This is a genomic window from Spiroplasma endosymbiont of Phycita roborella, from assembly GCF_964031195.1.
Taxonomy (GTDB): domain Bacteria; phylum Bacillota_I; class Bacilli_A; order Mycoplasmatales; family VBWQ01; genus Spiroplasma_E; species Spiroplasma_E ixodetis_A.
The window spans coordinates 347,728-372,031 of record NZ_CAXIQJ010000004.1 but is presented as its reverse complement, the minus strand read 5'-3'; the positions used below and the strand labels follow the sequence as shown (position 1 = coordinate 372,031).

The following is a 24,304-nucleotide window of genomic DNA, read 5'->3' as shown; positions in this document are numbered from 1 at the left end:
AATTAAACTTCCTTTCGTCTTCGTAAAAATGATGGTAAATCATCATCTGCTTCCATTGCTGCTTCTTGGACTAAATTTTGTTGTTCTTCTTCTTTTTTCTTTGTTTGTTCTTTAATTTCTTCGCTTAAATATTGAGTCTTATTAGTAATAAATTCATGATTATCAACTTTTGAACTATAAACAAAATTATTGGCATTAGCACCTTCTTCATCAAAACCAGTGGCAATAACTGTTACAATCATTTCATCATTTAAATTTTCATTAACAGCGACACCAAAAATGATATTAACATCATTACCCGCAGCATCACGAACTAAATCAACAGCAATATTAGCATCAGTTAATGTCATTGTTGTTCCACCAGTAACATTAACAATAGCATTTTTAGCACCCTTAATTGTCACATCATCAAGTAAAGGAGAAGAAATAGCTTTTGTTGCGGCTTGTTTAGCTTTATGTTCACCCTTTGACATTCCAATACCAAATAAGGCATTACCTTTATTTTCAATAATAGTACGAACATCAGCAAAATCTAAATTTATTAAAGCAGGAACAGCAATTAAGTCAGTAATAGTCTGTACACCTTGACGTAAAATATTATCTGCTTCTTTAAACGAATCTTTAAGAGGAATATTACCAATTACTTGTAATAATTTATCATTAGAAATAATAATAATTGCATCAACTTGTTTCTTTAAATTTTCAATTCCAACTACGGCATGAGCATTACGATTACGTCCTTCAAATTTAAATGGTTTAGTAACAATAGCAATTGTTAAAGCACCACATTCTTTAGCAATTCTTGCAACAATTGATGCAGCACCAGTACCAGTACCACCACCCATACCAGCAGCAATAAAAACCATATCTGCACCATCTAAAGCACGTTTAATCTCTGCTTCACTTTCAATTGCGGCTTGTTTACCAATTTCGGGATTAGCTCCCGCTCCAAGTCCCTTTGATAATTCTTTGCCCAAAATAATTTTATTTTCAGCTGGAGATGCATTAACTACTTGTGCATCAGTATTAGCAACATAAAAATCAACACCTTGTACCTCTGCTTCAATCATTCTATTAACAGCATTATTACCAGCACCACCAATACCAATTACCCGAATTGATGCTATTGGTTTAAATTGTGAATTATTATGTTCCATTTTATTTTCCTCCTGATTAATCAAATTGTCTTCTTCTATTTACTACCATCATTATACTGATAATTTGGTTGAAAGGGGGAATTATAATGCTTATTATCATGATTATTAGAATGCGTATAATGATTTAATTTTGATACAATTTCTGGTTTATGTATTGATGAAATATAATTATTACTAAAAACATTTACTAAATGTTGGTAGTGAGTATTACCGATTAAAGTAGTTCACTGATAACTATATGCACCAGGAGTTTGGCTAAGCATATATTTTACTTCTTTTAGTTTGCTATTATTTTTAAAATAGTTGGCAAAACCACATAAACCAATAGTAATTCCCGTAAAAATAATTTCCATATCTGAACTATTATTATCACTAACTTCATCAAGAAAATATTCAATACAAGCAATAATTTCATTAATTTGTTTTTTAACTGTTGCTTGTAAATCAGTTTTTGTTAAACGAACAATAGATTTTGTCTGCTCATCAACATACTTATCAACAACAACATCGCATAAATAATTACTACTTATATTAATAATTTTTTGTAAATATCTTTCAGCTTTATCATAACCACAATGCATTTGCTTCATTAATGATTGAATTATTTGATTTCAACCAATTTTAATATTTGTTGTTGCAAATAATACTGAATTACTAAAAACACTAATCTTAGTACTATTAATATTTCAATCAACTAAAACTGTATTACGATTAAAATCAGTATTTTTAATATTACATACTAATGCAAATTGATCTAAAGTAACCGTTAACAATTCTGTTTCGGCATTAGTTAATACTTCGAGGTGAGAATTATATAAACTTTTAGGTAATAAATAAACTAAAGCATCAACATGCATAACTTGTCCTTTTTTAGCAATTGGTAATTGTTCATTACCAATTGCATGATCAACTTTAAAATTGTATGGTTTAGTTAAACAAATAATTTCACTATTATCAATAGTAATGTTTTTAGCCATTTCAATCACTTTACTACAATCTTCATCAGTAATAATGTGGTTAGCATCTTTAAAATCAAGTGATGCTTGTGATTGATAAATTTTTAAATTATTTGAAGGTAAAGTTAAGGCAATACGTTGTACTTTTATATTTAAAGTATTATTAATTTTATTAATAATTTGCCTTAATAACTTACCTGTAGCAATTGAATTAATAATTACACCATTTTCAGAAAACTGTTCAGTATCAACAGTTTCTTTATATAAAACCTGAATTTGATTATTAACATAATTATTAACCATAACTTTTAAACTAAAGTCTTCAATTTGACATACAACATATAATTCTTGAAAATTCATATTGTTCACCTCCAAACATTTTTATGAATCAATATAAGTAATAACTCTTAACTTTGCACTTCGTGCTCTTGGATTTTTATTTATTTCATTAGGCTTTGGTGTAATTGGTTTTTTAATTATTAATTGATATTTTGTTTTTCAATTATTATGAACTGGTAATTTAGCATATAATTGCGCTTGTGGATCAATTAAAACTTCATTAAAAGTTTGTTTAACAATACGATCTTCTAAAGAATGAAAACTAATAACAACAATTCTACCATTAGAATTTAATAATTTCAAAGATTGTTTTAAAGAAGATTTTAATGTTTCTAACTCGTTATTAACAGCAATTCTTAATGCTTGAAAAGTCTTTTTGGCAGGATGATGATGCTTATTTAATACTCTTACTGGTAATGATTTTTTAATAATCGTAACCAATTGTAAAGTGGTATCAATTGGTTGAAAAGTTCTTGTTTTAATAATATTTTTAGCAATACTACTAGCAAATACTTCTTCACCATAATTTTTAATAATTGTTTTTAATTGCTCATAATTATAATTATTAACAATATCTCACGCATTTAATTTTTGACTTTGATCCATACGCATATCTAACTTAGCATCTTTCATATAACTAAATCCTCTAATATCTTCATCAACTTGTGGTGATGATATACCTAAATCATATAATATACCATCAACTTTAGTAATATTTCTTTTTAAAAGCTCATATTGAATATTAGCAAAATTACTTTTAATTATTTCATATTTATCTTTAAAATCTTTTAAAATAATTTTACTATTATCAATGGCCATTTGATCTTGATCAAAAGCATATAGTTTGCCAGAGGTAAGTTTTGATAGTATAACTTTACTATGACCTGCTCGTCCTAATGTACAATCGACATAAATACCATCAGGTTTAATATTTAAGAAATCAATTGCTTCTGTTAACATTACAGAAATGTGTCTTGCATTGATATTATTCATAATTTTTATATCTCATCTAGAGCTGCTGCCGCTGACTCAAATTTATCCTTGGTATCTTGATTAAAACTATTTCAATTAGTTTCTGATCAAATCTCAATTTTATTGGATAGTCCAATCATAATTACTTTTTGTTTAATATCAGCTAGTGTCAATAATGAATGTGGAATATTAATGCGACCTTTACTATCAATAGTTAATTCTTCTGAATTAGCAAATACTTGTCTTGCCAAAATTCTGGCTTCTTTCTGACCTTCAGATTGTGATAAGATTTTATCTTGTCATTTAATAAATTCAATTTCGTTACGAATAACTAAACAGCCTTCAAAACCTTTAGAAACAATAACAATCTCATTGTTATGAAAATAACTTCTAAACTTAGAAGGAATTATCATTCGTTTCTTTTCATCTAATGTTGACAATGATTGTCCTAGTAGCATAATATCACCCACACTTTCCCACTATTACCCATATTATATAACCTTTGGCATATAATTGCAATTGATTACTTTAAATGTATGACTAGTCAGTAAAATAAAAGAGCATACAATAATAAAAATAAAAACTCATTTACTTTAAAAAAATAAAGAAATGAGTTAAAACTTTTTAAACTTACCGTTTGTCAATATTATATGCTTTTATAAAAAACAAATATAATATTTTATTATACTATTCTAAGTTTTATTATAGTTAATTACTTAGAAATTAAATACTTTTGATCAAATTAAATAGTGTTATTAATAAAAAAGTTTTTAAATTTAGGTAATTTATTAGAATCAGAAATTGCTAAACCAACAGCAAAATGAGTGTGATCTAGTACATTGGATACATCTCACTTTGAAAGATCTTGATCAAATAATACTGAGCCAGCAAACATACCAGTCATAATTCTTACATTAGATACATCTCAAGTTGAAATATTACCATTAAATGATGAAGCACCAGCAAACATACCACCCACACTTCTTACATTAGATACATTTCACTTTGAAAGATCTTGATCAAATTTTAAACTACCATTAAACATAGAAAGCATATCTGTTACATTAGATACATCTCAAGTTGATAAATCTTGATTAAATTGTGAAGCACCCAAAAACATAAAATTTAAAGAAGTTATTTCTGGTGGTAATTTGTCAGGTACTTCTTTAATTGTTTCTGGCATTCTAACAACTTGAATTTCACCTTGTTGGTTTTTATAAAAACCAATTTGAGTAATTTTGGTAGTTTTTATATTTGATAAATCTCTTTTATTAGTTGTTTGTTCTTTTCCATCTTTATCAATGTAAATAGTATCTTGTTGTGTTTTATTATCTAAAAGTTCAATTTTTTGTGAAGTTTTATTTAAACCAGTATTTAAAGTTCCAATAGATGTCCCAAATGTTAAAACACTTAGTGCAGTAATCAATGTTTTCATATTGAAAACCTCCCCTTTTATTTTATTCAATAACTTTTTATTAAATCTATAAGTTATTTATATCTTAGAATGCTTTTTAAGATAATGCAATAACAAATATTTATACTCCCACAAAACACTACTTTTAGCATAACGTTAACAAATCAAACAATAAAAAACACTAGCAACAATAAAGATGCTAGTGTTTTTTATTATTAAATTTTAAAAATTTATTTAAATAAATTTAACAAAAAACTATTACTAATTAGCAACAAAAACTGAATTAACAGAGTTTAATGAAGATGAATCATTATCAATATTTGTTTCATTACATCTTGTCTTAAATTCTTCATCATTAATTAATAAAGTACCATTTTCTTCATTATCCAATATGCTCTGATTTTCATTATTAGTTTCAAAATCAATAGCATTTCAAAATTTATTTATTAATCAATTAGTAGTTCCAGAAACTCCATCAAGTGTAGCAAAAATTGGAGCAATAATTTTTGAATCAAGACCAGGTGTTCAAAATAATGATCCTCCTCCAATAACTGCAGCAAAAGGACATAATAAATTAAAACCATCTTCAATTGACTTTAATATTTTATTAGTTGTTGAATCTTTATTAGTAAAATAAATACGTGTAAGTGTTGTTGTTCCAGCCAAAACACCAGAAATAGCAGATATTTCAAAACTAATAAATGGTAGTAAATTAGGAATTGTTAAATCTCAATTACTTGCTTTAGTAAATATTGTTTTAATAAAATTAACATCTAATGTTGTAACTATATATGAGGTATTTGTTAATATTTTTCAAACTTCTATTAATGTTGCTACTTTTTTACTATCTGGTAAAAATGTAAATGCTGTCCCAAAAACACCCCTATTTAAAGCATTTGCTAAATTTAATCATTGTGAAACTTGACGAGCATTATGTAATAATTTAGTAGTTGCACCAGCACTACCAGCACCAATAGCATTTAAAGCAATAGTAATAATTTTTTTATACTGTTCTTGATTATTTATCATTTAATTACTCTTCTTTCTAAGTTAAAATTTCTCTAATTAAACAACAAAAAAACCTGTTTAGGTAATAATACTAAACAGGCTTAATGATTTAAGCACATATTTCTTGTCTGTTCATATACATTATAAAATCAAAACATTTAAAAAACAATATTCAAAATAAAGAAAATAGAAAAATATTAAGTAATGTAAACAACAATCTTTACATTACTTTTTTTCTTCAATGGTATTTAAAATATTGATTAAATTTCCTATGGTTGTTGCAAGTGTTAAAACACTTAATCTTGTTAATAATGATTTCATAATTAGTCCCCTTTATTTTCCCCAATAACTTTTTCTTAAATCTATAAGTTATCTATATTTTAAATTGTTTAAAGAAAAAATGCAATAACCGTCTTGTATATTAAGATACTTTTTAAATTAAAATATCTAATTATTGAAGAAAATTATTAAAAATTATTGACTAATATGAAATAATTTTATTTTAAAGATTTTACTTGTAAGAAAATTAGCATTTTTAAATGTAATATCATAACTTTTATTATCTAAATTATTTTTAATTTTATAACTTAAAACTGCACTAACACTACCATCATCATGTTTAAATGTATTCATTGCAATATCACTTAAAGTAAAATAACTATTATTGTTAATATCAAAATATTTACTATACATATCTTTATATAAATTTTCTTGGTCCTTTAACATATTATCAAGAATACCATTATGATGTGTTTTATCAACTATTATATTTAGTAAGGAATTTAAACTACTAGTAGAAGTATTTAATCAATTAGAAAAGTTTGCAAAAACACTATCTTGTTTAAAATTAGTTTCACCACCAAATTGAACACCTAATAATTGTAATATTTCTTTAGTTTTACTAATATTATCTGTTGTTGGATGATTAATAATATATTTAAGATTATTTAAAGCATTAATAAAATCTTTACTACCGAAAGTTAAATCTAAATATTTTACTAAATCTTTTAAATCAATTAATGGATTTGTTGTTAAATATTTATTAGTAAACTCAAATATTTTATTAATTGTGTCACTAATTGGAACATTTTTAATTGCTGATTCTAAACTATTAACAACTTGTTGAGGAATATCACTAATAGCTGAAATAAAAGAAAATTTCTTTTGAATCTCAGGTAATGTTCAATATGAATCAGTTCATGCAAAGGTAGCTTTCGCAATAATATCTTCACCAAAAGGTCCGGTCATTAAATTGGTAACTAATTTAAGCATATTATCTTTTGAAGATATTAATTCTTGAAAAATAGTTAATACTTTTTTTAGTTGAACTGTATTATTTTTAAGTAGTGTTTTATCATCTCAAGTAATACTATCAATGCCAAAAGTTGGATTAGTTAATTTTAATACTTCGCTTTTAACCATTGGTATTATTGTTTTTATTAAATAAGGTCATGCCACTGGATTTGTTAAAATCTTATTAAGAGTTTCACTAAATGTAGCATTAAAATTATCAGAATTAAAACCAATAGGTCCAGCACCTCATAAAGCATATTTAATATTATCGCTAATCATTTCACCAATATATTTTCCTGATATTGACTTAAACATATAATTAAAATTAACACCAGCTATATATTCATAAAATTGATTTCAATTTCAATTTTTTGCTTCATCTTTAACATAGTATCACTTTTCATGACTTGGAATATTTCAAGCTTGAGCAAATGTCGCTTTCTTTGACATATAATCTTGCATTTTTTCAAAAGTAGTATTACCACTAAAATTATCTTCTTGATCTCAATCTGCTAATAATTCATCAATAGTATTAGTTATAATTGGAATATAATTAGTATAAGATAAGTAATCATTAATATTTGGTATTAAATTTTTAATATTTTTTAACATTCCATCAATCATATTAACAGTATCATCATTAGATAAAATAGAATTATTTAAATAATTTTTAACCATTGGCAATATGTCACGATAACTACTATAGCTATTAATATTATTGGCGATAGTGTCAACTTTAGATTGATTAATACCATTACGTTGAAATAAAGACTGAATAGTATTAATACTATTACCATCTAAGTTGCTAGTTCAATCATTAATAAAATCATTTCCATTATTCTTACCTGTAAGATTATCAATTTGAATAGAAGGGGCTTGATTATACATATTATTTAATAAATTATTAGTATTAAAACCTTTATTTTTACCAATTAATAACGATTTACCAACAATAGAGGTTTCATTAGCATACTTAGTTGCTGTTTTAGTATCAACATTGTTGTTAGCAAAATTATTAATACTAATATTGTTTGTATCAATTGTGAATGCTAAAAGCGACATACTAGAACTTAATAAAAGGCTGGTAGTAAAAAATAAATTTAATTTTCGTCTCATATTTTAAACTCCATTTATAATGATTTTCTTATTATTATAAACTATTACAAAATAATGTACAGTAAATTTTATTTTTAAAAAAAATATCTACTAATAAGTTAAATTAGTAGATACTTAATACATTTTAATTATGAATTTAATTAGATATTCCGTTTTTGTTAAGTTAGGACTAATAACTAGTAAAGGAATATTTATAAATTTATGAGAAAGTATGTTTATTATGTTTTTTTGGTATAGAAACATTAGTTTTTGGTGTAGAAGCATTAGTTTGTGTTTTATTAAAAACATGTGTTGGTTTAACTGAATGATTATTCTCTTGAGTAAAATGAGAATGTTTTTTGTGTTGATGTAATTTATTATTACATTTATTAAACAAATGTTTAATCAAATGTAAGGGATTTACTATACAGTGATGATGATGACATAAAATATCAACAATATTAGTTAATAAATAATTAACATTTTTATTAGCTTCCAAATTATATTGGATAGGTTTTTCTAAAATGCTATAAAAGGTAGGAATAATATTATTATAATTAGCGATATCTCTTTCCTGTAAATATGTTAACATTTCCAAAACTTTTTTATTATTTACTAAATCATTATTACTTTTAAACTTTCTATTCTTGATAATGCTATGATAAGAATTTGGAACACATAAACAATATTTTATTTTCCTTGATGATTTTATTTTCTTTTTTCTTAATTTCAGAAAAAATATTATTATAAAACCAATTAAAAAAATAATACTCATGATAATAATTAAAATAACTATTAACTTCATATATTGCTCCCTAATTTTATTTTTAATTAATAAGTATTAATTTAACATTTTATTTTATAAAATAAAATACTTTTTATTAAAAATAATAACGTTTAGCAGAACCTATCTTTCTTTCAACTAAACTAAATAAGATAAAGATAAAAATAAATCTTAAAATTTCAATACCAAGTAAAATAAATAATATAATTACTGAATGATTATTAAAATTAAGAATATTATTATCATATTCATCAGGTCTTGGTAGGTTAGGACTAAAATAAAGTACTACTAAAGTTAAAGCAAAAGATAAAGTAGCAATAATCGCATTTAAGGGTACTATTACTAGACCAGCACTTATTTTTTTGATAGTATCTACTTTTAAATTTTTACTTTTATTGCACAATTTAAAAAGATAGTAGTAAATAAAATAAAAAGAAACAATAAATAAAATATTAGCAATATTATCAAAGAAAATTTGAATTGGTGGATGATCACTATCTGCTAATAAATGTAATCAAGGTTCGATAATACCAATTGCTAATGTATAATATAAACCAATAATTGGTAAAGCAAAAGCAATAATTAATGAATCAAAAATTCTTAATGGTAAAATTACTCCCATAAACTGAATAGGTATTTCAATTAATGAAGAAGCAACAGCTAATCCCAATAAAATTCCTGTCAAAGTAATATTAAAAATTTGTTGTTTTGAATTAATCTTTATTTTTTTCTTTGTTTTTATATCTACTTTTTTTTTTCTTGGTCAACACTTTTAACTCTCATTATAACTTCTCCTTTTTAAAATAGGTATTTAATTAAATAAATACTTATTTATAAAAATTATAAATTAATTTTAATTAAAAAACAAGAAATTTATTAAATTTTTATAAAAACTATTAATACTACTCTAATTTAGAAAATTAATTAACAATGAAAATATCATAATAATAATTTGATAAATAATTTTTATTACAATAAAAATAACAAAAACTAAAAAATAAATTATAATATTAATCATTAATTTAAACAGTGTTAAATCCTTATATAGCTATTTTTCTGTATTAGGATTTTTATTAAATTAAATATTGAAAAAGAAAAGGAAGATTAAAAGATGGCAAAAAAATATACACTCGAAATAAAAGAAAAAGTATTACAATATTTACAAGATGGTAAAAGTTATGATGAAATCAAAAAAAGAAACTGGCATTTCAAAAACAACAATTTGAATTTGAAAACAAAAAGCAAGAAAGAATGAACTTAAAACAAAACATTCAGTCAACTCAACTCCAAAAGATATATTAGAAGAAGCTATCAATATTGTGGAAATAAATTGTGATAATAATGAGAATCAAAATTATAAAGAAGAATTTTTAAATCAACAACAAGCAATAAATTTATTATCAGTAAATATTAACAAACAAATAGAAAACAACTATTTTGATAATTCAGAAGAAGATAGTGATTCAGAACGATTAGTAATTGATGAAGATTATAAAGAAGAAGTAAATATTTAAAGACCTTGAGAAGAATCAGAAATAAAACAAAATAATGAAGAATCTTTAGTAATAGAAATAAAAAAAGATCAATTAAAATATATTATTTAAATATTAAAATGTTGTACTAAAATTTGTACTGGCCTAACTAATAATAAATATAAAAACAAAACTGAAGTAAATTTAATTAAATTAAATGGTACAAATACAATTCAAATCTTATCTTTAAGATCAGCAGCACCATACATGTCTAAAATAAAAGCTCAATTATAAAAAGCACTAATTAATGATACTAAAATACAAGTAATAACAATTGTTGGTATTTCAATAATCATTAATCGTTTTCAAGAATTATTAGATTGCGTTTTTCAAAATGGTAATTGCTTAAATAATAATTTAAAACTACTATATAATAACAATAAAGTAATAGTATTTAACATATAAGCAAATTCACCAATTGGTTCAGCATTACCAGAAGGAAAATGAGGTAAGATTAAACTTAGTCAAGGAACAATAATGGCAATTAACAAACTATAAGGAAGTTTAATAATTAACAATACAATTAAATTAATAGTATTACCAAAATCAATTTTTAAAAAAGGTAAAAAAATAGGTGGTGTTTCTAATAAGGTCATTAATGTCGTAACTGCTAATAAACTACTAACTAATGCTATTCTATGAGTAGTTAGTTTTAAAGAATTATTCATATTACTTTTAAATTGTTGTCACTTTTTCTCATATTTTAAACTCATCTTTTACTCCTTAAAATACATTTATTATTTTAATTATATATAAAAAAACGTTTATTTATTATATAATAAAATTAATTTTTAAAAGGAGATGAAGTATTAATGAATAAAAGCGAAAATAACATTGTGCAAATGGTAGTTGAAATTCCCAAAGGATCAAGTAATAAATATGAATATGATTGAAAATCTAAAACTATGATATTAGATCGTGTTCTTTATGGTGCTAATTTTTATCCCGGTGAATATGGATATATTCCTGAAACTTTAGATTACGATGGTGATCCTTTAGATATTATTAGTTTAATTACTTATCCAACTTTCCCTGGTTGCTTAGTAGAAGTTAGAATTTTAGGAATGATTAAAATGATTGACGGTGGTGAAGTTGATACTAAATTATTTGGTGTTGTTAATTCTGATCCACGCTTTAATGAGTATCAAGATCTAAAAGATGTACCACAACATTTACGTGATGAAATTGTTAATTTCTTTCTACAATATAAAGAATTACAAAAAAAGAAAGTCATAATTGAAGGTTGAGGTAACTTAAAAGAAGCATTAACTGAACTTACAATATGTAAAAATATGTTTAAACAATATCAAAATGAAATGAATAATTTACCAAAAGCACAATTAGTGTCATTATTAAACAAAAAATAAAGAAAAAATTTAATATATTAAAAATATATTAAATCATTTATCATTAAATACAACTAAATAAAATTAAATAGATGAACAACTGTTCATAAAAGGGAATTAAGTAATCTTAAGCTGCCCCAGCAACTGTGATACTGATAAAAGTTACATAATCCATTGAAATCAAAGATTTTGAGAAGGGTAACAAGTAAAATGAAGTTAAGCCAGTAGACCTATCTATTTAATACTACTAAACTAATCTCTGGGTGCAGATAACAGTTATATAATTTTAATTGATGTTTTATCTCCGATTAGTATAACTAAACCACCTTTATGAGGTGGTTTTAAATTTAAAAAGGAAATGTTTATAAAGTATTAATTGTTACTTTATTATTTATATTATTGACTGGGTTTTGTAATTCAAAGTTATTGATGTTCGTTACATCATTATTTGCTAATAAAGGAGTTGTTTTTTTAGATTTTGAAAATGATACTAGCATATTTTCCATTAATCCCTTAGTGGCATTTGTTATTTTTTTATTACCAAATTGTGTTATGTTTAAACTATGAATTAAAGATACAGAACCCATTATGCATACTACTAAATTATTTGGATTTAAAATAGTATTTAATTTATCTTTTATTGATTTTCCATTTCTTGTATTATCATAAAAAAAATAAAATAGTTGATAAACTAAGACCAGTTAATAATATTCCGGTGGAACTAATTATAGTTCCAATTATAAATTCTTTAAAATATTTACTGTTATTATTTTGAATAGGCATGTTTAGTTAACTCCTTGTTTTTTACGCATAAAAATTATTTATTTTTAATTATTTACTTTAAAATAAAGAAAATTTAATTTTATAATTTCATTATATTATAATTCAAATTATAAATAAAATTTGACAGTAAAATATATGTTAAATTTTTTTATAAAATTTAAGGAATAAAAGTATCTATTTTTCAAAAAATAATATGATATAATATGTGGGTGAAGGATATAGCGGAAAAGGTCTTTCATGTACTTATTTTCTAAGTTTGGTCAAAGATAGTGTGGAAATATATATTATTATAGTAATGTAGAGTTTATTAACTTTTATCTTTAAAAGATAAAAAAATATTAATTTTAAAAAAAGAGTATTTAAATCAAATGTAGTCTAAAAGCAAAGAGGGGTATTGTCATGATTAAAATATATGTTTCGCCAAGTTGTTTGTCTTCAAAAAAAGTTATTCAATTTTTTGATAAGCATAAAATTCCATATATTAAACGTAATATTATCCATAATCCATTGACCGATATTGAAATTAAATTATTATTAAGATTTGTACCAAATGGTGTTGGTGATATTATTTCAACAAGAGCAAAGTTTATTAAAACACATGCTATTAATATTGAAAAGTTAACAATGTTACAAGTTTTTGATTTAATTAAAACTTCACCAACTGTTTTAAAACGTCCAATTATTGTTCAAGAAAATAAACAACGTATTCAAATTGGTTATAATGAAGATGAGATTGAATTATTTTTACGTAGTTCTATTGAAAACGAATTTGAAGATTCTTGTGAAATATTTTAATTGAAATATGATTGGAATACATGATGAAAAATTATAAATTTACAATTATTGCTAATAAATATGAGAATTCTCAATCATTAGCTAAGGAATTAAGGGCCAAGTTATTGGCCCTTAAAGCACTTGAAGATACTTCTTTTCCAGATATTGTTTTTATTATTGGTGGTGATGGAACATTTTTAAAAGCTGTTCATGATTATAATAATATACTCAATACTGTTAAGTTTGTTAGTTTTAAATGTGGTAATCTTGGTTTTTATGAAAACTTTTTAAACACAGAAGTTGACAAAGTATTAATGTGAATTGATAAAAATGATAATAATTTAATAGTAAATAAATTTTCATTATTAGAAGTAAATATTAATAATAAAATTTTATATGCTATTAATGAATTTAAATTTGTTAATTTAACAACAACTCTTTCATGTCAAGTGTTAATTAATAATCAATTATTTGAAAACTTTCGTGGTTCTGGTTTAGTTATTGCAACAAGAACTGGTTCGACGGGTTTAATGAAATCACTTGGTGGTGCTGTTTTAATTTCAAATCATAACTTAATGCAATTTCATGAAATTGCTCCAGTAGCTAATAATAGTTATCGCAGTTTAAATTCACCACTAATTTTGGATGAAAATCATGAAATTACTTTGAAAAATATTCAAAAAGATAGTAAATTGAGCGATTTTGGAAAATTAATTGTTGATACTTTTGATTTTAATGATAAACTAAATGATAAGGTAACAATTAAATTATCAAAATTAACGTTACAAGTTTTAGAATATCGACTTAATCATCATTCTTTACTTGCTAAAGTAAAAAAAGCTTTTATTCAAGAAGATTAAGAAAATATTTAAAAATATATTAATTAAGGAAGGTAATCATGCCAATTTGACAAATAGTATTATTAGTTATTGCATTGTTATTTGCTGTGGCTAGTATTGGGATTTGAATATGAAATGTTAGTACAGCTAAAAAATTACGCAATCAACAAGAAAGTAGTTTAAAACCCATTAATAAACCACAAAAATTCCCATTTAAATTACAAAATTTTATTGTTGATTTAGGAGGAATTGATAATATTAAAGGGACAACAGCAACAGCAAATAAAATTAAGGTAGAGATTATTGATCATTCAAAAATTAATTTTAATAATCTTAAAAAAATTAAAAATCGTGGTATTTTAGACCAAGACGATAGTGTTAGTTTAGTCCTAGGAACTTATTGTAATAATTTAAGTATTGCTATTAATGATCTTATTAAATTAAATAATGAGAAATAAGTTATTTTTTGTAATATCCATAAATACCATTAATTAAAACATAAGTGTTAGTATAGCCCAATTCTCTGAGTGTTAGTGCAGCAGCAGTTGAACGATTTCCTGCATTACAAATAGTTATAATCACTTGATTTTTGCTTTCAATATATTTACTAGGATTTTTAATCAAATCATAGTAAGGAATATTAACAATATTAAGTTCACCATTATCATTTGTTATTTTTTTTAAAATTTGATATTCAGCAACATCACGAACATCAATAATTAAAGCTTTATTTTTAATTTTATCAAAGTCTTTATTTGAAATTGAAATTTCATTTTGTATTTTATGTTTAAACATAAGTTATGACCTCCTAAAATAAAATTGTTCTATAACTTATTTTAACATTTTATTATGCTATAATGCTCATAGTTGCGACAAAAAATGGAAGTTAAGGAGTAAAATAATGTTAAAAGAAAAATTCCTTTTTAAAGAAGGAAAATATGAATTAATTGTTGAATTAGGTACAATGGCTAATTTAGCAGAAAAATCAGTAAAAATTACTTATGGAAATACAGTTGTATTAACAACTGTATCTTATAATGAAGTTATTAATAATCAAGATTTTTTTCCATTACAAATAGTTTTTCAAGAAAAGTTATATTCAGTTGGTAAGATTCCGGGTGGTTTTTTAAAGCGTGAAGGTCGACCTAGTGAATATGCAACACTATGTGCTAGATTAATTGATCGTTCAATTCGTCCATTATTTCCAAAAGGTTTTGTTAATGAAGTGCAAGTTGTAAATAATGTTTTTGCGTTAGATGATGCTTGTGATGTTAGAGTAAATGCAGCTTTTGGGACTTCACTTGCTTTAGGATTAAGTAGTTTGCCATTTCAGGGTCCTAGTGCTACTGTTGTTGTTGGTAAAATAAATGATGAACTTGTCCTTAATCCAACACAAGAGCAATTATTAAATTCAAAAATGGAATTAATTGTTGGTGGAACAAAAGATGCCATCAATATGGTTGAAGCAGGATGTCATGATATTTTAGAAAAAGATATGATTAAAGCATTAAAATTTGCACATGAACATATTATTAAATTAATAATTTTTCAAGAAAGTATCATTGAAAAATTAAAACCAAATAAATTTGAACCACAGTTAGCATTAATTCCTGTTAATATTGAACAATTTGTAGAAACAAATTGTCAATCACAAATTAGTAAAATTAGTACTACTGTTGATAAAAAAAGTCGAAGCAACTTGATTAAAAATTTAGTTGAAGAAACATTTCAAAGTTTTAAAAATGAATTTAATCAAGAAGTTTTAAATATTGGTGAAGAAACAACTATTCATAATTTACGCAAAAGTATTGATCAATTATTACAAAAAGCAATGCGTACTATGATTTTAAAAAATAATGTACGAGTTGATGGACGAAAAGCTGATGATATTAGAAAATTAACAAGTATGATTGATGTTTTACCTATTGTTCATGGTAGTGCAATGTTTACTCGTGGTGAAACACAAGTTTTATCAGTTTTAACGTTGGGTGCACTTGCTGAACATCAAATTATTGATGGATTAGGTAAAGAAGAGTATAAACGTTTTATTCATCATTATAATTTTCCTCCATTTTCTGTTGGTGAAACCGGAAGAATGGGTGTTCCTTCACGACGTGAGATTGGTCATGGCGCCCTTGGTGAAAAAGCATTATTACAAATTATTCCTCTTGAAAAAGATTTCCCTTATACAATTAGATTAGTATCAGAAGTATTAGCATCAAATGGTTCAACTTCACAAGCAGCAATTTGTGCTTCATCAATGGCATTAATGGCTGGTGGTGTACCAATTAGAGCTGCAATTGCTGGTATTGCCATGGGTTTAATTAAAGAAGAAAAAGATTTTACAATTTTAACTGATATTCAAGGATTAGAAGATCACTTAGGTGATATGGATTTTAAAGTGGCAGGAACAGCCAATGGTATTTGTGTTTTACAAATGGATATTAAAATTACTGGTATTGATTTTAATATTATTACACAAGCTTTGGAAAAAGCCAGAGTTGCGAGATTACAAGTATTAGCAAACATGAATGAAGTAATTAAAAAGCCTAGAACTACATTGGCACCTAATGCTCCAAAAATTATTCAAAAGTTAATTCCAATTGATAAAATTCGTGATATTATTGGTGTTGGTGGGAAAGTTATTAATAAAATTATTACCGACTGTGATAATGTTAAAATTGATATTGAAGATGATGGACGATTGATGATTTATCATAATGAACAATCAGCCATTGATAAAGCTTGACAAATTATTGAAAGTATTGTTAATCTTGTTCAAATTAAAATCGGTTCTGAATTTGATAGTAAAGTTGTAAAAATTGTTAATTTTGGTGTTTTTGTTAATTTACAAGATAAGATTGATGGTTTAATTCATATTTCAGAATTTTCAAAAAAATTTAATAAACGTATTGATAATTTAAATAATGTCGTTAAAATCAATGATATAATTAAAGTTCGAGTAATTAAAGTTGAAGATAATAGTAAGCTTAGCTTAGAAATTATTGATAAATAATTTGAAACTATTTTTAATGAAAATTAATTACAGTTTTATTATTAAATTAGTGTTAAAATACTAATAACATAATATAGCAGCATCTTGGGAATTTAAGTTAAAATTTTAATTTTTATGTTCTTCTAAGATATTAAATTTTATAAAATAAAAATAAAGAAAGTTGAAAACTGGTGAAAACATGGCAAAGATAAAAGTATTTGCTCTGGGTGGATTAGATGAACGTGGTAAAAACTTATATGTTGTTGAAGTAAATGATAAGATATTTGTATTTGATGCCGGCATTAGACTCCCAGAAAGAGAAATTTTAGGAATTGATATTATTATTCCAGATTATACATATTTAAAAGAAAATAAACATCGTATTCAAGGTATATTTATTTCAAAACCATCTGATGATGCTTTTGGAGCACTACCTTATATTTTAAAAGATTTTAATAAAATAAAACCCGAGTATAAAGTTCCAATCTTTACTAGTAAATTAACTGATTTTATGATTAAGCAGAAATTAGAACGTTTTCGTTTTATTAATCAAAATGAAATTATAATTAAAACTATTGAGCCTGAACAAAAAGTATCGTTTGGTAATGTTGTTGTTAAAACATTTAAAACAACTACTTCAATTCCAGGTAGTTTAGGTTTTGTTTTAACTGTAAATAATGGTGAAAATATTAAATTAAATGAAACAATTGTTTATACGGGTGATTATATTTTTGATGGTGAATATCGTAGTGATTTTACTACTGATATTCAACATTTAGCTAGTGTTTCTAAAAATGATGTTTTATTATTAATTAGTGAAGCAACATGTGCCAATAGAAAAGCTTTTACAGCTCCTAAGCATAAAATTCAAACTATTATTGAACCAGTATTAAAAGAAGCACCAGGAAGGGTTATTCTTGCATGTTATGATCAAGATTTATATCGTGTTAGTGAAATTCTTAATGCTATTAAAGAAACTGACTCTAAACGTAAAATTGCAGTTTATGGTGCAACTTTATATGATATTTTATTAAAAGTTAATGATTTAAACGCTTTCAATATTGATAAATCACAAATTATTAATTTAGCACAAACAATTGGTACTAAAGATACAGTAATTATTGTTACTGGTAGTGGTGAACGTTTATTTACTAGAATGAATAAAATTGCTATTGGTAATGATGATTATTTAAAACTTGAATCGCAAGATACAATAATTTTAGCAACTCCACCAATTCCAGGAAATGAATTGGCTCATGCAGCCTTATTAGATGACTTAGCACGTACTGATGTTAAAGTTATTAATATATCAGAAAAACAAGCTTGAAGTTTAAATGCTTCTTATGAAGATATTAAGTTAATGGTTAATATTATTGAACCAAAATATTTTTTACCAGTTAAAGGTTTATATAAAGATTTTGTAGCAGCACAAGCAGCAGCCATTGATGCTGGTGTGTTACATAACAATGCTTTAATTCATGATAATGGTGAAGTTATTACTTTTGAAAATGGTAAATTAATTGATAATTTTGTTAAACAGTATGTTGCACGTCCTTCTCGTTTTAATGATAAAAATGCTACTAATAAAACAACAGATAACTTAATAAAAACTGGTGATGTATATGTAGATGGTATTGGTGTTGGTGATATTGGTTCAATTGTTATTAGTGAAAGAAAACAATTACAACGTGATGGTATTTTAATTACAGGAATGACAATAAATCGTAAAACTAAGGAAATTGTTTCTTTAATTGATGCACAAATGCGTGGTGTTGTTTATTTAACTAATAATGAAGAAATGTTGAAAAAATTGCAAAACATTATTATTAATGTTATTGAAAAATATAAAACTAATACTGCTTTTAGTCTTAGTGAAGTTAAGACTAAAATGAAAAATGATTTACAAGATTATATTAAAAAAGAAACTGGTAAGTTACCTATGATTTTAACAGTTGTTAATGAAATTTAAGGTTAATGATATTATCATTAACCTTAAATTATATAATTTTTTCATATTTAAACTAATTTTAAAATTTATATAATGTTTACTAAATTAGAACCAGTTTAGAAAAATACTAAAGACTATTGAAAATCAATTTAAAATAATTTATAGTGCATTTAGTAAAAAAACATGAAAATTATTCCTGGAAAATTTGAAAGTAATAAAAAAATTTCTTCAACTTGTATATTAGTTTCGGTTGAAGAAATTTTTTATTTTATTAATTAAAAATCCAATAACTTTGTAAACTACATTATATAAATTAATAGAAAAATTTAAAATTTAAAAATTTCAGAGGCTTTTTAATAATCTGTGTATCTTTGTTTTACAAAGTTACTAATTTAGATTAATTCTGTCTTCAAATTTTATCATAAAATGAGCAATTGCTGTATTTCAATTTTGAATAGGCAATGTTCGTTTTTTTGTTATATTTTCAATTGCCAAGTAAAATATTTTGAAAACTGCCATATCATTAGGAAAAACTTTTTTATTTCTGATGATTTTTCGTAATTGACTATTAACAGATTCAATAGCATTTGTAGTATAAATCACTCTTTTGATTTCTACTGGATAACTAATAAAAACCATTAAATTATCTCAATTTTTATATCAAGATTTAGTAATTTGAGGATATTGTTTATTTCATTTACTTTCAAACGATTCTAAAGCTTGCATTGCTTGTTCTTCACTACATGCACTATAAATTGGTTTTAAATCTGCAACTAGACCTTTTCGATGTTTGTATGAAACATATTTTAAACTATTTCTAATTTGATGAACAATGCATAATTGATGTTCTGTTTTAGGATAAACTGATTGTATTGCTTCTGACATGCCTGTTAAATTATCACTACAAGCAATAAGAATATCATTTAAGCCACGATTTTTCATTTCTGTGAAATTAGATAATCAAAACTTAGAACCTTCATTTTCACTAATTCATAATCCTAAAACATCTTTTTTGCCTTCTAAATCAACTCCTAATGCTATATAAACTGATTTGTTAATAATCCGTTTATCTTGTCGTACTTTAACTACTATACAATCAAAATAAACAATAGGATAAATACTTTCTAATGGTCGATTTTGTCATGCTTTAACATCATCAATAACATCATCAGTAATTTGACTAATAACACTTTCACTAATATCAGCACCATGATATAACTCTTGCAACTGCATTCTAATGTCAGATAATGTCATTCCTTTTGCATACAAGGAAAGAACTTGTTGATCAAAACCATCAAATCTTCTTTGCCTTTTAGGAACTATTACAGGAGTAAAATTACTATTGCGATCTCTTGGTACATCAATTTCAATTTTACCTTGTTGAGTTATTAATTTTTTTGAACTTGTACCATTACGAGCATTTTCAGTAGTACTATGTTGATTTTTTTCATATCCTAAATAATTTTGGAAATGTTTAGTAATCTGTGTAACTTACAAAAATAACTATGTTTAATTAATTCTAGTAAATATAATTAAATGACTAGAAAGAGTGAGTTACAGATGGCTAAAAAAGATAACTTTAATAATAATGATCCAATATCAAAAGCAGTAGATTTATTACTAGAAAATACTGAAGATTTAACAACAGTTTTTAAACCTGGCGGTTTATATAAAGAATTAACAAAAAGATTAGTTGAAAAAATGTTGAATTCTGAATGCAAGGAAATGTTTAGTAATCTGTGTAACTTACAAAAATAACTATGTTTAATTAATTCTAGTAAATATAATTAAATGACTAGAAAGAGTGAGTTACAGATGGCTAAAAAAGATAACTTTAATAATAATGATCCAATATCAAAAGCAGTAGATTTATTACTAGAAAATACTGAAGATTTAACAACAGTTTTTAAACCTAGCGGTTTATATAAAGAATTAACAAAAAGATTAGTTGAAAAAATGTTGAATTCTGAATGCAAGGAAATGTTTAGTAATCTGTGTAACTTACAAAAATAACTATGTTTAATTAATTCTAGTAAATATAATTAAATGACTAGAAAGAGTGAGTTACAGATGGCTAAAAAAGATAACTTTAATAATAATGATCCAATATCAAAAGCAGTAGATTTATTACTAGAAAATACTGAAGATTTAACAACAGTTTTTAAACCTGGCGGTTTATATAAAGAATTAACAAAAAGATTAGTTGAAAAAATGTTGAATTCTGAAATGCAAAATTATTTAGGATATGAAAAAAATCAACATAGTACTACTGAAAATGCTCGTAATGGTACAAGTTCAAAAAAATTAATAACTCAACAAGGTAAAATTGAAATTGATGTACCAAGAGATCGCAATAGTAATTTTACTCCTGTAATAGTTCCTAAAAGGCAAAGAAGATTTGATGGTTTTGATCAACAAGTTCTTTCCTTGTATGCAAAAGGAATGACATTATCTGACATTAGAATGCAGTTGCAAGAGTTATATCATGGTGCTGATATTAGTGAAAGTGTTATTAGTCAAATTACTGATGATGTTATTGATGATGTTAAAGCATGACAAAATCGACCATTAGAAAGTATTTATCCTATTGTTTATTTTGATTGTATAGTAGTTAAAGTACGACAAGATAAACGGATTATTAACAAATCAGTTTATATAGCATTAGGAGTTGATTTAGAAGGCAAAAAAGATGTTTTAGGATTATGAATTAGTGAAAATGAAGGTTCTAAGTTTTGATTATCTAATTTCACAGAAATGAAAAATCGTGGCTTAAATGATATTCTTATTGCTTGTAGTGATAATTTAACAGGCATGTCAGAAGCAATACAATCAGTTTATCCTAAAACAGAACATCAATTATGCATTGTTCATCAAATTAGAAATAGTTTAAAATATGTTTCATACAAACATCGAAAAGGTCTAGTTGCAGATTTAAAACCAATTTATAGTGCATGTAGTGAAGAACAAGCAATGCAAGCTTTAGAATCTGGAATGGCAACCCTTTTTAGGACTATTTTTTGGTAGACATTTGTTTTTGATAACTAATTGGAGTTAGGTAGTTTAGAGTACTGTGAATTCTTATGTTGTTATATCAATTGATGTAATCAAATAATTCTAATTTTAATTGGATTAATGATGTAAAATTTTTATCATTAATAAATTCAATTTTGAAAGTTTTAAAAGTTGCTTCAGCAACAGCATTGTCATAAGGACATCCTTTTTTGCTTAAAGATCGAGTTATGTTAAAAGCTAATAAAAGTTTATCAATAGTTTTATTATTGAATTCATTACCGCGATCAGTATGAAATATTTCAATATCTTTTAAACAGTGATTTGATTGCATAAATGCTTGATATACTAATGATGCATCTTTTTTAACTCCAACACTATGTCCAATAATTTCGCGGTTAAATAGGTCGATTAATAGGCAAATATAGTTTCATTTACCATTAACTTGAACATAAGTTAAATCACTAACAATAACTTCATTTTTAATTCTATTATTAAAGTTTCTATTAACAAGATTGGTTATTTGACTATCATTGACTTTATTATGATAATTTTTGAATGATAATTTAGTGTATTTTGATATTAAATTATGCTTATTCATAATTTCTTTAATTTTTCTGCGTGATAAATAAATTTCTTGGTTTGCTAGTATGACTTTTAATCTTCTAGTACCATAAACTTCTTTATTTTCTTTAAAAGCACTAATAACAGCTTGTTCATAAATATTATTTTGAATTTTATTTTTTTCTTTAAATTAAAATAATATGTTGATTTAGAGAGTTTTAAAAAATGACACATTGTGCGAATTTTATATTTAGATTTATTATTTGCAATAATCTCTACTTTCTGCCTATTATTAGTGCTGCTTGCTTTAAAATATCAATTTCCATTCGTAACTGTTTTAATTCTTTATTTGCTTGAATTAATTGTTTTTCTAAGTCTGAAAGATTATCTTTAGTTTTAAAACTACCTGAATTAGTAAATTGCTTAATTCAATTGTAAGTAGCTGCTCTTGTAACATTGTATTCTTTAACAAGGCAAGATACTGATTTGCCACTTTGATATAAAGCTACTATTTGTTTTTTAAATTCATCTGAATATGAGTTAATAGTGACCATAATTATAATTCCTTTCTTTTAACTAATTTGTTCACTTGTCTATGTAATTAGTGTCCAATAAAGTGTAACCCATCCACATTATCTGACATTAGAATGCAGTTGCAAGAGTTATATCATGGTGCTGATATTAGTGAAAGTGTTATTAGTCAAATTACTGATGATGTTATTGATGATGTTAAAGCATGACAAAATCGACCATTAGAAAGTATTTATCCTATTGTTTATTTTGATTGTATAGTAGTTAAAGTACGACAAGATAAACGGATTATTAACAAATCAGTTTATATAGCATTAGGAGTTGATTTAGAAGGCAAAAAAGATGTTTTAGGATTATGAATTAGTGAAAATGAAGGTTCTAAGTTTTGATTATCTAATTTCACAGAAATGAAAAATCGTGGCTTAAATGATATTCTTATTGCTTGTAGTGATAATTTAACAGGCATGTCAGAAGCAATACAATCAGTTTATCCTAAAACAGAACATCAATTATGCATTGTTCATCAAATTAGAAATAGTTTAAAATATGTTTCATACAAACATCGAAAAGGTCTAGTTGCAGATTTAAAACCAATTTATAGTGCATGTAGTGAAGAACAAGCAATGCAAGCTTTAGAATCGTTTGAAAGTAAATGAAATAAACAATATCCTCAAATTACTAAATCTTGATATAAAAATTGAGATAATTTAATGGTTTTTATTAGTTATCCAGTAGAAATCAAAAGAGTGATTTATACTACAAATGCTATTGAATCTGTTAATAGTCAATTACGAAAAATCATCAGAAATAAAAAAGTTTTTCCTAATGATATGGCAGTTTTCAAAATATTTTACTTGGCAATTGAAAATATAACAAAAAAATGAACATTGCCTATTCAAAATTGAAATACAGCAATTGCTCATTTTATGATAAAATTTGAAGACAGAATTAATCTAAATTAGTAT

Annotated in this window: 19 protein-coding genes, 6 pseudogenes and 1 riboswitch; of the genes and pseudogenes, 11 read left to right on the top strand and 14 right to left on the bottom strand. The window is 24.6% G+C overall.

Features of this window, described 5'->3' with window-relative positions:
- Nucleotides 1–2: 2 nt before the first annotated feature.
- The 9 genes from ftsZ to AAHM95_RS04060 all read right to left on the bottom strand — a co-directional run bounded on the left by ftsZ (nt 3) and on the right by AAHM95_RS04060 (nt 9,703).
- Nucleotides 3–1,157 carry a cell division protein FtsZ gene (ftsZ, locus tag AAHM95_RS04100; RefSeq protein WP_338975219.1) on the bottom strand — a complete coding sequence of 385 codons (1,155 nt, stop codon included), beginning with the start codon at nt 1,155–1,157 and terminating at the stop codon, nt 3–5.
- A gap of 35 nt (nt 1,158–1,192) precedes the next feature.
- Complete coding sequence (locus AAHM95_RS04095; RefSeq protein ID WP_342274188.1) at nt 1,193–2,473, bottom strand: hypothetical protein; 1,281 nt, start codon at nt 2,471–2,473, stop codon at nt 1,193–1,195.
- Between the two features lie 21 nt (nt 2,474–2,494).
- A complete protein-coding gene (gene rsmH / locus AAHM95_RS04090; RefSeq protein ID WP_342274187.1) occupies nt 2,495–3,445 on the bottom strand; it encodes a 16S rRNA (cytosine(1402)-N(4))-methyltransferase RsmH in 951 nt (316 codons plus the stop codon).
- 5 nt (nt 3,446–3,450) lie between these two features.
- A complete protein-coding gene (mraZ, locus tag AAHM95_RS04085) occupies nt 3,451–3,894 on the bottom strand; it encodes a division/cell wall cluster transcriptional repressor MraZ (RefSeq protein ID WP_281748124.1) in 444 nt (147 codons plus the stop codon).
- A 272-nt stretch (nt 3,895–4,166) separates the two neighbouring features.
- Nucleotides 4,167–4,859, bottom strand: coding sequence for a BspA family leucine-rich repeat surface protein (locus AAHM95_RS04080; RefSeq protein WP_342274186.1), 693 nt, complete (start codon nt 4,857–4,859; stop codon nt 4,167–4,169).
- A gap of 240 nt (nt 4,860–5,099) precedes the next feature.
- On the bottom strand, nt 5,100–5,867 hold the full coding sequence (locus AAHM95_RS04075; RefSeq protein ID WP_342274185.1) for a hypothetical protein: 768 nt from the start codon (nt 5,865–5,867) through the stop codon (nt 5,100–5,102).
- Between the two features lie 453 nt (nt 5,868–6,320).
- The gene (locus AAHM95_RS04070) at nt 6,321–8,201 is read right to left on the bottom strand and encodes a hypothetical protein (protein ID WP_342274184.1); all 1,881 of its coding nucleotides are present in this window, start codon (nt 8,199–8,201) and stop codon (nt 6,321–6,323) included.
- Between the two features lie 253 nt (nt 8,202–8,454).
- The gene (locus tag AAHM95_RS04065; RefSeq protein ID WP_338962256.1) at nt 8,455–8,826 is read right to left on the bottom strand and encodes a hypothetical protein; all 372 of its coding nucleotides are present in this window, start codon (nt 8,824–8,826) and stop codon (nt 8,455–8,457) included.
- 289 nt (nt 8,827–9,115) lie between these two features.
- Entirely contained in the window at nt 9,116–9,703 is a 588-nt protein-coding gene (locus tag AAHM95_RS04060; protein ID WP_342274183.1) for a hypothetical protein, read from the bottom strand.
- Between the two features lie 493 nt (nt 9,704–10,196).
- On the opposite strand from AAHM95_RS04060, the gene AAHM95_RS04055 reads away from it, so the two are divergent.
- Entirely contained in the window at nt 10,197–10,532 is a 336-nt protein-coding gene (locus AAHM95_RS04055) for a hypothetical protein (protein ID WP_342274182.1), read from the top strand.
- An 86-nt stretch (nt 10,533–10,618) separates the two neighbouring features.
- Here AAHM95_RS04055 and AAHM95_RS04050 read toward each other — a convergent pair whose 3' ends face one another.
- Nucleotides 10,619–11,263: a hypothetical protein gene (locus AAHM95_RS04050; protein WP_342274181.1), complete on the bottom strand. Its 645-nt coding sequence runs from the start codon at nt 11,261–11,263 to the stop codon at nt 10,619–10,621.
- 99 nt (nt 11,264–11,362) lie between these two features.
- Here AAHM95_RS04050 and AAHM95_RS04045 point away from each other — a divergent pair, with 99 nt between their 5' ends.
- A complete protein-coding gene (locus AAHM95_RS04045; RefSeq protein WP_342274180.1) occupies nt 11,363–11,917 on the top strand; it encodes an inorganic diphosphatase in 555 nt (184 codons plus the stop codon).
- Nucleotides 11,918–11,969: 52 nt separating this feature from the next.
- A riboswitch (cobalamin riboswitch) is annotated at nt 11,970–12,148 on the top strand.
- Nucleotides 12,149–12,258: 110 nt separating this feature from the next.
- Here AAHM95_RS04045 and AAHM95_RS04040 read toward each other — a convergent pair.
- The gene (locus tag AAHM95_RS04040; protein WP_342274179.1) at nt 12,259–12,483 is read right to left on the bottom strand and encodes a hypothetical protein; all 225 of its coding nucleotides are present in this window, start codon (nt 12,481–12,483) and stop codon (nt 12,259–12,261) included.
- A 595-nt stretch (nt 12,484–13,078) separates the two neighbouring features.
- On the opposite strand from AAHM95_RS04040, the gene AAHM95_RS04035 reads away from it, so the two are divergent.
- Genes AAHM95_RS04035 through AAHM95_RS04025 form a run of 3 tightly spaced genes read left to right on the top strand, consistent with a single transcriptional unit; the run spans nt 13,079 to nt 14,750 of the window.
- Nucleotides 13,079–13,474, top strand: a complete 396-nt coding sequence (locus tag AAHM95_RS04035) for a Spx/MgsR family RNA polymerase-binding regulatory protein (protein ID WP_342274178.1) — start codon at nt 13,079–13,081, stop codon at nt 13,472–13,474.
- Nucleotides 13,475–13,497: 23 nt separating this feature from the next.
- Complete coding sequence (locus AAHM95_RS04030; protein WP_342274177.1) at nt 13,498–14,313, top strand: NAD(+)/NADH kinase; 816 nt, start codon at nt 13,498–13,500, stop codon at nt 14,311–14,313.
- Nucleotides 14,314–14,351: 38 nt separating this feature from the next.
- A complete protein-coding gene (locus tag AAHM95_RS04025; protein ID WP_281749171.1) occupies nt 14,352–14,750 on the top strand; it encodes a PTS sugar transporter subunit IIB in 399 nt (132 codons plus the stop codon).
- Between the two features lies 1 nt (nt 14,751).
- Here AAHM95_RS04025 and AAHM95_RS04020 read toward each other — a convergent pair whose 3' ends face one another.
- The gene (locus AAHM95_RS04020) at nt 14,752–15,087 is read right to left on the bottom strand and encodes a rhodanese-like domain-containing protein (RefSeq protein WP_281749170.1); all 336 of its coding nucleotides are present in this window, start codon (nt 15,085–15,087) and stop codon (nt 14,752–14,754) included.
- 106 nt (nt 15,088–15,193) lie between these two features.
- Here AAHM95_RS04020 and AAHM95_RS04015 point away from each other — a divergent pair, with 106 nt between their 5' ends.
- Complete coding sequence (locus AAHM95_RS04015) at nt 15,194–17,308, top strand: polyribonucleotide nucleotidyltransferase (protein WP_342274176.1); 2,115 nt, start codon at nt 15,194–15,196, stop codon at nt 17,306–17,308.
- Between the two features lie 178 nt (nt 17,309–17,486).
- A complete protein-coding gene (locus tag AAHM95_RS04010) occupies nt 17,487–19,256 on the top strand; it encodes a ribonuclease J (protein ID WP_342274175.1) in 1,770 nt (589 codons plus the stop codon).
- A gap of 366 nt (nt 19,257–19,622) precedes the next feature.
- On the opposite strand, the pseudogene AAHM95_RS04005 reads toward AAHM95_RS04010, so the two are convergent.
- A pseudogene (locus tag AAHM95_RS04005) lies at nt 19,623–20,699 on the bottom strand (IS256 family transposase); the annotation flags it as partial.
- Nucleotides 20,700–20,795: 96 nt separating this feature from the next.
- On the opposite strand from AAHM95_RS04005, the pseudogene AAHM95_RS04000 reads away from it, so the two are divergent.
- From AAHM95_RS04000 to AAHM95_RS03990, 3 pseudogenes are all read left to right on the top strand, one after another.
- Nucleotides 20,796–20,951 (top strand): annotated as a pseudogene (locus tag AAHM95_RS04000) (IS256 family transposase); the annotation flags it as partial.
- A 99-nt stretch (nt 20,952–21,050) separates the two neighbouring features.
- Nucleotides 21,051–21,206, top strand: a pseudogene (locus AAHM95_RS03995) (IS256 family transposase); the annotation flags it as partial.
- 99 nt (nt 21,207–21,305) lie between these two features.
- Nucleotides 21,306–22,223: pseudogene (locus tag AAHM95_RS03990) on the top strand (IS256 family transposase); the annotation flags it as partial.
- Nucleotides 22,224–22,245: 22 nt separating this feature from the next.
- On the opposite strand, the pseudogene AAHM95_RS03985 reads toward AAHM95_RS03990, so the two are convergent.
- Nucleotides 22,246–23,362: pseudogene (locus tag AAHM95_RS03985) on the bottom strand (IS3 family transposase).
- Nucleotides 23,363–23,437: 75 nt separating this feature from the next.
- On the opposite strand from AAHM95_RS03985, the pseudogene AAHM95_RS03980 reads away from it, so the two are divergent.
- Nucleotides 23,438–24,301: pseudogene (locus tag AAHM95_RS03980) on the top strand (IS256 family transposase); the annotation flags it as partial.
- Nucleotides 24,302–24,304 lie beyond the last annotated feature (3 nt).